The 8,761-nt window shown below is 72.5% G+C and carries 8 protein-coding genes; 4 read left to right on the top strand and 4 right to left on the bottom strand.

The window, feature by feature from the left end:
* The first annotated feature begins 200 nt into the window (after positions 1-200).
* Positions 201-1,055, top strand: a complete 855-nt coding sequence (locus GXW76_RS24070) for a branched-chain amino acid aminotransferase (RefSeq protein WP_211864686.1) — start codon at positions 201-203, stop codon at positions 1,053-1,055.
* A gap of 202 nt (positions 1,056-1,257) precedes the next feature.
* Here the strand turns inward: GXW76_RS24070 and GXW76_RS24065 are convergent, their stop codons facing one another.
* The 3 genes from GXW76_RS24065 to GXW76_RS24055 all read right to left on the bottom strand — a co-directional run bounded on the left by GXW76_RS24065 (position 1,258) and on the right by GXW76_RS24055 (position 4,524).
* The gene (locus GXW76_RS24065; RefSeq protein WP_211864685.1) at positions 1,258-2,523 is read right to left on the bottom strand and encodes a Glu/Leu/Phe/Val family dehydrogenase; all 1,266 of its coding nucleotides are present in this window, start codon (positions 2,521-2,523) and stop codon (positions 1,258-1,260) included.
* A gap of 256 nt (positions 2,524-2,779) precedes the next feature.
* On the bottom strand, positions 2,780-3,307 hold the full coding sequence (locus GXW76_RS24060; protein WP_211864684.1) for a biotin transporter BioY: 528 nt from the start codon (positions 3,305-3,307) through the stop codon (positions 2,780-2,782).
* Between the two features lie 17 nt (positions 3,308-3,324).
* Positions 3,325-4,524 carry a CaiB/BaiF CoA transferase family protein gene (locus GXW76_RS24055; protein ID WP_211864683.1) on the bottom strand — a complete coding sequence of 400 codons (1,200 nt, stop codon included), beginning with the start codon at positions 4,522-4,524 and terminating at the stop codon, positions 3,325-3,327.
* A gap of 248 nt (positions 4,525-4,772) precedes the next feature.
* On the opposite strand from GXW76_RS24055, the gene GXW76_RS24050 reads away from it, so the two are divergent.
* From GXW76_RS24050 to GXW76_RS24040, 3 genes are read left to right on the top strand one after another with little or no spacing between them, the layout of a single operon-like run.
* Positions 4,773-4,961 carry a hypothetical protein gene (locus GXW76_RS24050; RefSeq protein ID WP_211864682.1) on the top strand — a complete coding sequence of 63 codons (189 nt, stop codon included), beginning with the start codon at positions 4,773-4,775 and terminating at the stop codon, positions 4,959-4,961.
* Positions 4,958-6,355, top strand: a complete 1,398-nt coding sequence (locus GXW76_RS24045) for an amidase (protein ID WP_211864681.1) — start codon at positions 4,958-4,960, stop codon at positions 6,353-6,355. The genes GXW76_RS24050 and GXW76_RS24045 overlap by 4 nt, the downstream gene beginning before the upstream one ends.
* A 16-nt stretch (positions 6,356-6,371) precedes the next feature.
* Positions 6,372-7,952, top strand: a complete 1,581-nt coding sequence (locus GXW76_RS24040) for a glycosyltransferase family 39 protein (protein WP_211864680.1) — start codon at positions 6,372-6,374, stop codon at positions 7,950-7,952.
* A gap of 177 nt (positions 7,953-8,129) precedes the next feature.
* Here GXW76_RS24040 and GXW76_RS24035 read toward each other — a convergent pair.
* On the bottom strand, positions 8,130-8,761 hold a 632-nt coding region (locus tag GXW76_RS24035; RefSeq protein ID WP_211864679.1), incomplete at its 5' end, for a YbfB/YjiJ family MFS transporter.

The raw sequence follows: 8,761 nt of genomic DNA, 5'->3' as shown, positions 1-8,761 counted from the left end.
AGCCGCGCCGCCTGGGCCGGGGCGCGTGCCGCGGCCGCGACCACCCCCGGCAGCCGGGCGACGAGATCCGCGCCGCGCGCATCGGCGCCACGCGTCTCACGCGGGTCAAAATATTCTCCCATGGCGTCCCCTCCTGGCAGGCCCTTCTCCGCGCCCCGCCTTCGTGGCACATCCTCTGCCCCCGCTGCGTGGAGGAAAAGATGGCCGGCGTGTTCTGGTACGATGGCACATGGTCCAACGAGGAGCCGAAGGTTCTGGGCCCCATGGACCACGCCTTCTGGCTGGGTTCCGTGATCTTCGACGGCGGGCGCGCCATCAAGGGCTGGGCGCCGGACCTCGACCGCCACTGCCAGCGCTGCGTCGCCTCCGCGAAGGCGATGCTGATGAAGCCGACCAAGACCCCCGCGGAGATCGAGGCGCTCTGCCGCGAGGGCATCCGCCGCATGGGGCCTGATGCGGAACTCTACGTCCGGCCGATGTTCTTCGTCCGCAACGGCCTTGGCGCCGCGCGGCCGGACCCGGACAGCACGGATTTCATCCTCGCGATCTATGACAGCCCGTTGCCGAAATGGGCGGGCTTCGCGGCGGTGATGGCGCCCTTCCGCCGCCCGACGCCGGAAATGGCGCCGACCGACGCCAAGGCGGCCTGCCTCTACCCGAACGGCGCGCGCGCCTCGGCCTATGCGGCGTCCCAGGGGGCGGACAATGCGGTGATGTGCGACGCGGTCGGCAATGTCGCGGAATTCGCCTCGGCCAACCTCTGGTTCGCCAAGGACGGCAAGGTGGTGACGCCGGCGGTGAACCACACCTTCCTCAACGGCATCACCCGCCAGCGCATCATCGGCCTGTTCAAGGACGCCGGCGTGACGGTCGAGGAACGCACGGTGAAGCCGGCCGAACTCGACACCGCGGACGAGATCTTCTCGACCGGCAACTACGCCAAGGTGCAGCCCTGCACGCGCTACAACGGCCGCGACATGCAGATCGGCCGCTTCGCGACGCAGGCGCGGGAACTCTACTGGCGCTGGATGGAAAGCCAGCCGAAGGTGGCGTGAGGAAAGGCGCGGGGAAGTCGGCTTCCCCGCGCTTCCTGGTTCCGACGGTCGATCTGAACGACCACTGGCATGCGTGTCTTCTCGCCCTCTGACGAAGGGCGCCGCGCGGCCGGGATCCGCCCGACTGCCGGCGGCCCGCATTCGCCGCCCCGGCCCGCTTCGCAGGCCGCAGGGCAGGAATTGAGACCGCCGGCTCCGGCGATCAGCCGGCGAAGAACTGCTGCGTGCCGTGCGCCTCGATCGCCTTCGCCAGGCGCCCCAGCGCATGGATATAGGCGGCGGTGCGCGGCGAGACCGACTTCTCCTGCGCGATCGCCCAGATCTGTGCGCCTTCGCGCTCCATGATCGCCTTCAGGCGCGCATGGATGTCCTCGAGCGTCCAGTAGTAGCCCTGCCGGTTCTGCACCCACTCGAAGTAGGAGACGGTGACGCCCCCGGCATTGGCCAGGATGTCCGGGAGGACCACGACGCCCCTGCCGTCCAGGATGCGGTCGGCCTCCGGCGTCACCGGGCCGTTGGCGAGTTCGAGGATCACCTTCGCCCGCACCGTCCCGGCATTGCCGACATGGATCATGTCCTCGAGCGCGGCCGGCACCAGCAGGTCGCATTCGGTGGCGATCAGTTCCTCATCGGAGATGCTGCGCACGCCCGGCGTGCCGGCGAGATCGGCCACCGACTTGCCCTCGGCCTTCAGCGCGAGGAGGCGCGCCACGTCGAGCCCGGTCTCGCAGGCGACGGCGCCGCGCGAGTCCGACACCGCGACGATGCGGTGCCCGTCGGCCGCGAGCATCTCCGCCATGAACTGCCCGGCATTGCCGAAGCCCTGCACCACGGCGCGCATCCCCGCGCCGAGGCCGAGTTCCTTCGCCAGATGATCCACCAGGTAGTAGCCGCCGCGCGCCGTGGCGTCGTTGCGCCCGAGCGAGCCGCCGAGGGCGATCGGCTTGCCGGTGATCACGGCCGGCGACGGCTCGCCGCGGATGGTGGCGTATTCGTCCGCCATCCAGCCCATGATCATGGCGTTGGTGTAGACATCCGGCGCGGGAATGTCGCGATCCGGCCCGATCACCTTGGAGAAGGCCTGGACATAGGCGCGCGACAGCCGTTCCAGCTCCGTCTTCGACAGCGTGCGAGGGTCGAGCTTCACCGCGCCCTTCCCGCCGCCATAGGGCAGGTCCATCACCGCGCACTTCATGGTCATCCAGAAGGCGAGTGTTTCCACCTCCTCGGCCGTGGCGTCGGGGTGGAAGCGGATGCCGCCCTTGGTCGGGCCGCGCGTGTCGTCGTAGCGGCAGCGCCAGGCCAGGAAGGATTTCCGCGAGCCGTCATCCATACGGATCATCAGCGCGACCTTGGTCATCTCCCGCGCGTATTTCAGGCGCTCGATGACGTCCGGATCGATCTGGATGTGGCGAGCAGCCTCGTCGAGGCGGGACAGCGCCCCGCCTAGAAGGTCTCCGTCAAGCATGGTTTTTGCGGTTCCTCTGGCGATTTCGCAGGCAGTCGAAGGGCTATTTCCTAGCCAGCCCGCCCAAATACGCCTCCATCGCCATCGGGGGCAATGCACCGCCAGGGCAGACCTGCCCCGCGGAAGGGGGTCCCTCAGAGGCCCGGCATCGCTGCCGGGCCAGTCGGTAAGCGGCGCCGCTGGGGCGGCCGCGTGCAAAAAAGGATACGCATGGCAGCCACCGCTGGCCACGGGCCAGCGGCCGCCGCCGCCCGCATCAGCCTCGCCGCGTTGCCCGCAGCACCGCGAAGGCGAGCGCCGTCTTCACCGCCGTGCCGGGCAGGAACAGCATGAAGCCGGCCATCGCCGCGCGCTCCCAGCCGACGAAGCCGGCCAGCCAGGCGACGCCCGGCGCGAACAGCGCCAGATGCGCCGCGCTCAGCACCAGCGCCTGCCGCATCCAGCCGCGGCCGGCGAGACCCGCGATCCAGGCCGCCGGCAGGAAGCCCAGCAGGTAGCCGGCGGTCGGCCCGGCCAGCGCCGCGATCCCGCCCATGCCGCCGGCGAAGACCGGCAGGCCCATGGCACCCTCGGCCAGGTAGAGCGCCACGCTCGCCACGCCCAGGCGCGAGCCGCCCAGCGCGCCGAGCAGCAGCACCGCGAGCGATTGCAGCGTCGCCGGCACCGGCCACATCGGCATGCTGACCTGGGCCGAGGCGGCGAGCACCGCCGAGCCGAGCAGCGCCATGCCCCAGAACCGCGCCGTCGCCATGCCGCGCGTGGCGGCCGTCACATTCGTCGTCATGTCCAGTCCTTGTCCTTTCAGGGCGTCAGCGGGCGGGACTCGCCGCGCGCCGCAGCCGCGAACACCATCTCGTTGTGCGCGCCAGCCGCGGGGCCTGTCCAGCGCACCATGTCCCGTGGCGCCACGCCATCGAAACGGAAGGGCGCGGCCGGATGCAGCACCTGGCCGAGCAGCGGGTCCTGCACCTCCATGACCCAGCCGCGGTCGCGGAAATGCGGGTCGGTGGCGCAATCCGCCATGTCGAACAGGCGCGAGCACGGCACCTCGGCGGCCTCCAGGATGGTCTCGGCCTCCGCGGCGGGCTTCGTCCGCGTCCAATCGGCGATCGCGGCGTCGAGTTCCGCGACATTGTCGCAGCGCCCGGCATTGTTGGCGAAGCGTGGGTCCCCGGCCATCTCCGGCCGGCCGATCGCGGCCATCAGGCGCTTGAAGATCAGGTCCGAATTGCCGGCGATGCAGAGCCACTTCCCGTCCGCGCAGGGATAGGTGTTGGTCGGCGCCGCGGTCTTGATCGCCGCCCCCTGCGGCTGCCGCACCCAGCCGAACAGCCCGTATTCCGGCAGCATCCCCTCCATCAGCGAGAAGACGCTGGAAACGAGGTCCACATCCACCACGCGGCCCTTCGCCTGGGGATCGCCCTTCACCTGCCAGCAGGCCGAGACGACGGCCATGGCGCAATACATCCCCGCGAGGTCGTCGCTGATGGAAACCCCGCAGCGCGGCGGCGGATACTCGGTCTGGCCGGGGTTCGCGGTCAGGTGGCGCAGCCCGCCCATCGCCTCCCCGATCGCGCCGAAGGCCGGCTTGTCGCGATAGGGGCCTTCCTGCCCGTAGCCCGAGATGCGGCCGATCACGAGGCGTGGGTTCGCCTGGTGCAGCACATCCGGCCCGAGGCCGATGCGTTCGAGGTAGCCGGCGCGGAAATTCTCCACCAGCGCATCGGCGCGCTTCAGCAGGGCGACCAGCCTGTCGCGGTCCTCCGGCTTCTTGAGGTCCAGCGTCACGCTCAGCTTGTTGCGCCCGTGCACGCTGAACCAGACGGCGTTGCCCTCGACGCTGGAACCCCAGCCGCGCACAGGGTCGCCGCCGGGGGGTTCCACCTTCACCACCTCGGCGCCGAGGTCGGCGAGCAGCCGCGTCGCGAAGGGCGCGGCGATGTAGTGGCCGAGCTCGACGATCTTCAGCCCGGCGAGGGGCAGGTTGGGCGCGTGCGTCATGCCCGACCCATACGCCGGAACGCGCCGGCGGAAAATCGGGGGCGGCGCATGCCCTTTCCCATGCAGGCCCGGCGCCCCGCCCGCCTGTCCCGCCCGCCCGTGCCGCGGCGCGGGCGCGACGCCGGGGCACCGCTCGCCCCGATCCCGCCACGCCGCCTTCGCCACCGGCCTGCCACGGTCCCGCGCGAACTTCCGCCTCCCGATCTTTTGCGGCAGTTTGCCGCCTCCGGGAACAAGGATGCCGTCGCATGACCGAGGATGAAGCGCTGGCCCGCGCCGCCGGGCTCGGCGATGCCTGGCAGGGCCGCGAGGCCGAGATCGCCGAGGCCATCGCCCATGCCCGCCGGCTCGCCGCCTCCTTCCCCCGCCCCGCGGACGAGCGCGCCGAGCCCATGCCCGTCTATGCCGCCCCGGCGCCGAAGGCGGCCCGCGCATGACCGCCGCCCCGCACGAGCTGACCCTCGCCGAGGCCTCCGCCGCCGTCGCGCGCCGCCGCCTCTCGCCGGTCGAATACCTCGACGCGCTGCGCGCCCGCTTCGAGGCGCTGGAACCGCGCCTCAACACCACCATCCTGCCGCTGTGGGACGAGGCCCGCGACCAGGCGCGCAAGGCCGAGCGCCGCATCGCCCGCTCCGGCCCGCGATCCCCGCTCGACGGGCTGCCGGTCGGGGTGAAGGACATCATCGACCTCGCCGGCCATCCGACGACCTGCCATTCGCGCCTGCTGCTCGACAACATGAAGCAGCAGGACGCCGCCGTGGTGGCGCGGCTGCGCGCGGCGGGCGCGGTGTTCCCCGTGAAACTCGCCACGCATGAATTCGCCATCGGCGGCCCGGCCTTCGACCTGCCCTTCCCGCCGGCGCGCAACCCGTGGAACACGGGGCATCACCCGGGCGGCTCCTCCTCCGGCTCCGGCTCGGCGGTCGGCGCGGGCATCCTGCCGGCGGCGCTCGGCACCGACACCGGCGGGTCGGTGCGCCATCCGGCGAGCCATTGCGGCATCGTCGGCATGAAGCCGACCTATGGCCTCGTCTCCCGCCGAGGCGTCTTCCCGCTCGCCTATACGCTCGACCATGTCGGGCCGATGACGAAGGACGTCGCCTCCAACGCGATGCTGCTCAACGCCATCGCCGGCCATGACGCGGAAGACCCGGGCAGCGCCGCCCGCAGCGCGGCGAACCATGCGCGCCACCTGCGCAAGGGGCTGAAGGGCCTGACCATCGGCTACGTCCGCCACTTCCACGAGACCGACCAGCCCGCCACCCCCGAGGTCACCGCCGCCCTCGACGCCGCCGCGAAGCTGCTGGCGAAGGAAGGGGCGAAGGTGAAGGCGATCACCCTGCCCTCGCTGACGGAATTCGCCGGCGTGAACCGCGCCATCCTGCTCTCCGAGGCCGCGGCCATCCATGGACGCTGGCTGCGCGAGAAGCCCGAGGGCTATTCCGCCCTGACGCGCAAGCGCCTGCTCCCCGGCCTCTTCACCCGCGCCGAGGACTACGTGCAGGCCCAGCGCCGCCGGCGCGAGCTGGTCGCGGCGGTCGAAGCCGCCTTCGGCAGCGTGGACCTGCTGCTCACCGCCAGCAGCATGGACCCCGCCTCCCGCATCGACGATGCGGACGAGGTGGAGATCACCTATCCCCGCCAGGCGCGCACCCCCTTCAACGTCACCGGCCACCCGGCGCTGACGCTGATGTGCGGCCTGTCGGAGGCGGAAGGCCTGCCGCTCTCGCTGCAGCTCGTCGGCCGCTACTTCGACGAGGCCACCATCTACCGCGCCGCCGCCGGCTACGAGCGCGCCGCCCCCTGGCGCGACCAGCACCCGGCACTGTGACGGGGCACCGCCGCCGATGAGCCCCGACAGCACCGTCCTCGCCACGCCGCAGGAAGCGCCGGCCGCCGCGCGCCGCACGCTCCCGCCCAGCCGGGTGCGGCGGGCGGTGCACGGCGCCGCCGTGCCGGTCTTCCTGCTCCTCGCCGCCATCCTGCTGCGCGCCTTCTCCTTCGCCCCCGCGGTGATCGACACCGACGAGGGCCTCTACATGCTGCAGGCGCGCGAATGGCTGCGCGGCAACTGGCCGCTCGCCGCGGTGTGGGACATGCATCCGGTCGGCGCGCCGGCGCTCTTCGCCGCCATCATGGCGCTGCTCGGCGACGCCATCTGGGTGCCGCGGCTGCTCGGCGTGCTCGGCACCTGGCTGACCTCCTGGGCGCTCTTCGCCATCGTGCGCTTCGCCACCGCGCCGCCGGCGCTCGGGCTGGCGGCGGGGCTGCTCTACCTCGCCCATGCGACGCTGCTCGGCGGGCTCGCGACCAATACGGAGGTGCTGTTCACGCCCTTCACGGCGTGGTCGATGGCGCTCGGCCTGCGTGCTGCACGGCGGGCGCTGGAGAACGGGGAAGCGCCGCCCTTCTTCAAGATCGTCGCGATGGGGCTGATGGTCGGCTTCGCCCTCGCCATCAAGCCGGTCGCGGTCTTCGAGGGCTGCCTCGCCTGGCTGCTGCTGGTGGGGCCCGCCTGGTGGCGCGGGCTGCTGCCGCTGCGCCGCGTCTTCCTCTACGCGATCGCCTATACGGTGCTCTGCGCCACGCCGACGCTGCTCTTTGGCGTCGCCTACGCCTATGCGGGCGAGCTCGACGACTTCATCAACGGCGCCTTCGTCGCCCCGATGCGCTACGCGGGGGAGCGCGTGCGCCTGCTCGACGCCGCCCGCTACACGCTGATCGCGGTGATGATCCTGCTCTGGGCCTTCGTGATGGCCGCGCCGGCGCTGATCCGCCCGCGCCGCCGCCACGGGCCGATCGCGCTGCTGCGCTGGCTCTGCGTCGTCTGGTTCCTGGCGGCGACGGCGGCGGTGGTCATGCCGGGCATGTACTACCAGCACTATTTCCTGATCTGGCTGCCGCCGCTCTGCCTGCTCGCCGCCCTCGGCGCGCGGCGGCTGGCGCGGGCGGCGCGGCCGGGGCTGGTGGTGGCCGCCTTCGCCCTGCTGGTCGGCGGCGTGGCGACCGATGCCTGGCGGTCCTCGACCGTGCCGCGGCTCTTCGGCGCGGTCGGGCTCGGCGGGCCGGACCCGGTGCGGGAAGTTGCGGCGGCGATCCGCCAGGTCATCGACCCGGGCGACCCGATCTGGGTGGTGAACTACCACCCGACGCTCTACGTGCTCGCGGATGCCGGGCTCGCCACGCGCTACGCCTTCCCGGCGCAACTCGTCGGGCCCTATTGGCGCGTCACCGGCATCGATCCCTATGAGGAAGTGGCGCGCATCCTCGCCTCCACGCCGCAGGCGCTGGTCATCGACCGTGGCTGGTGGCCGAACATCCGGCCGCGCATCGCGGCGATGATCGAGGAAGCCCTGGCCGAGCACTACGACCTGGCCTCGGTCGTGTGGGAGGAGCGCGGGCCGGTGGAGGTGTGGCGGCTGCGGTGACGCGATGCTCCCGGCATCGTTGCCGGGCGTATCCGCGCGCGGGGCTGGCGGGGCGGCCGTGTGCGAGACAAGGGGGGGAGGAGAAGGTCCCCGCGCCCTCTCCCTTCCTCGTCAGGGCACCCGGACCGATCCAGTCCAGGTATCCGTACTCGCGGTCCGCGCCCCCTCCCTTGCTCGTCAGGGCGCCCGGACTGCGCCCGGGCGCGCGGCGGCGCCGTCGGCGGCGCCCACCGCGAGGGCGAGCAGCGAAAACACGAAGCCGGCGGCGAAGATTGCGGCGTGGCTCTCGCCGGTGGCACCGAACAGGGCCGCCATCGCGAAGCCCGTCGCCGCCTGGGCCACGGCGAAGCCGGCGGTCACCCGCACCCAGAGCACCCCGGCCTCCGCCCCGGCGCGTTCCCGCGCCGCGGCCAACGCCACCGAGGTGACACCCACCGCCGCCATGCCCGACAGCAGCCCGGCCGCCACCAGCGCCGGAACGCCGGGCAGCAGCGCCATGCCGAGCGCGGCCACCTGCACCACCAGCGCCGCCACCATGGCCCGGCGGCCGCCGATCCGGTCCGCCAGCGCCCCGCCCGAGAGGCTGCCGGTCAACGCCCCGGCGCCGAACACCACCCACATCAGCCCGCCCGCGCGCACGCCGAGCCCATGCCCGCGCGCCGCGAGATCGGCCAGATAGACCATCGGCGGCACCAGCCCGGCCCCCGACAGCGAATAGGACACGAGCAGCAACGCCGCGCGCGGCACCGTCCCGCGGTCGCGGCGCGCGGCCGGCGGCGGCGGCACCGGCCAGAACGGCCGCGCCAGCG

It is taken from the genome of Neoroseomonas soli (assembly GCF_018129065.1).
GTDB classification, from domain to species: domain Bacteria; phylum Pseudomonadota; class Alphaproteobacteria; order Acetobacterales; family Acetobacteraceae; genus Neoroseomonas; species Neoroseomonas soli.
This window is presented reverse-complemented; position numbering and strand designations above follow the sequence as displayed.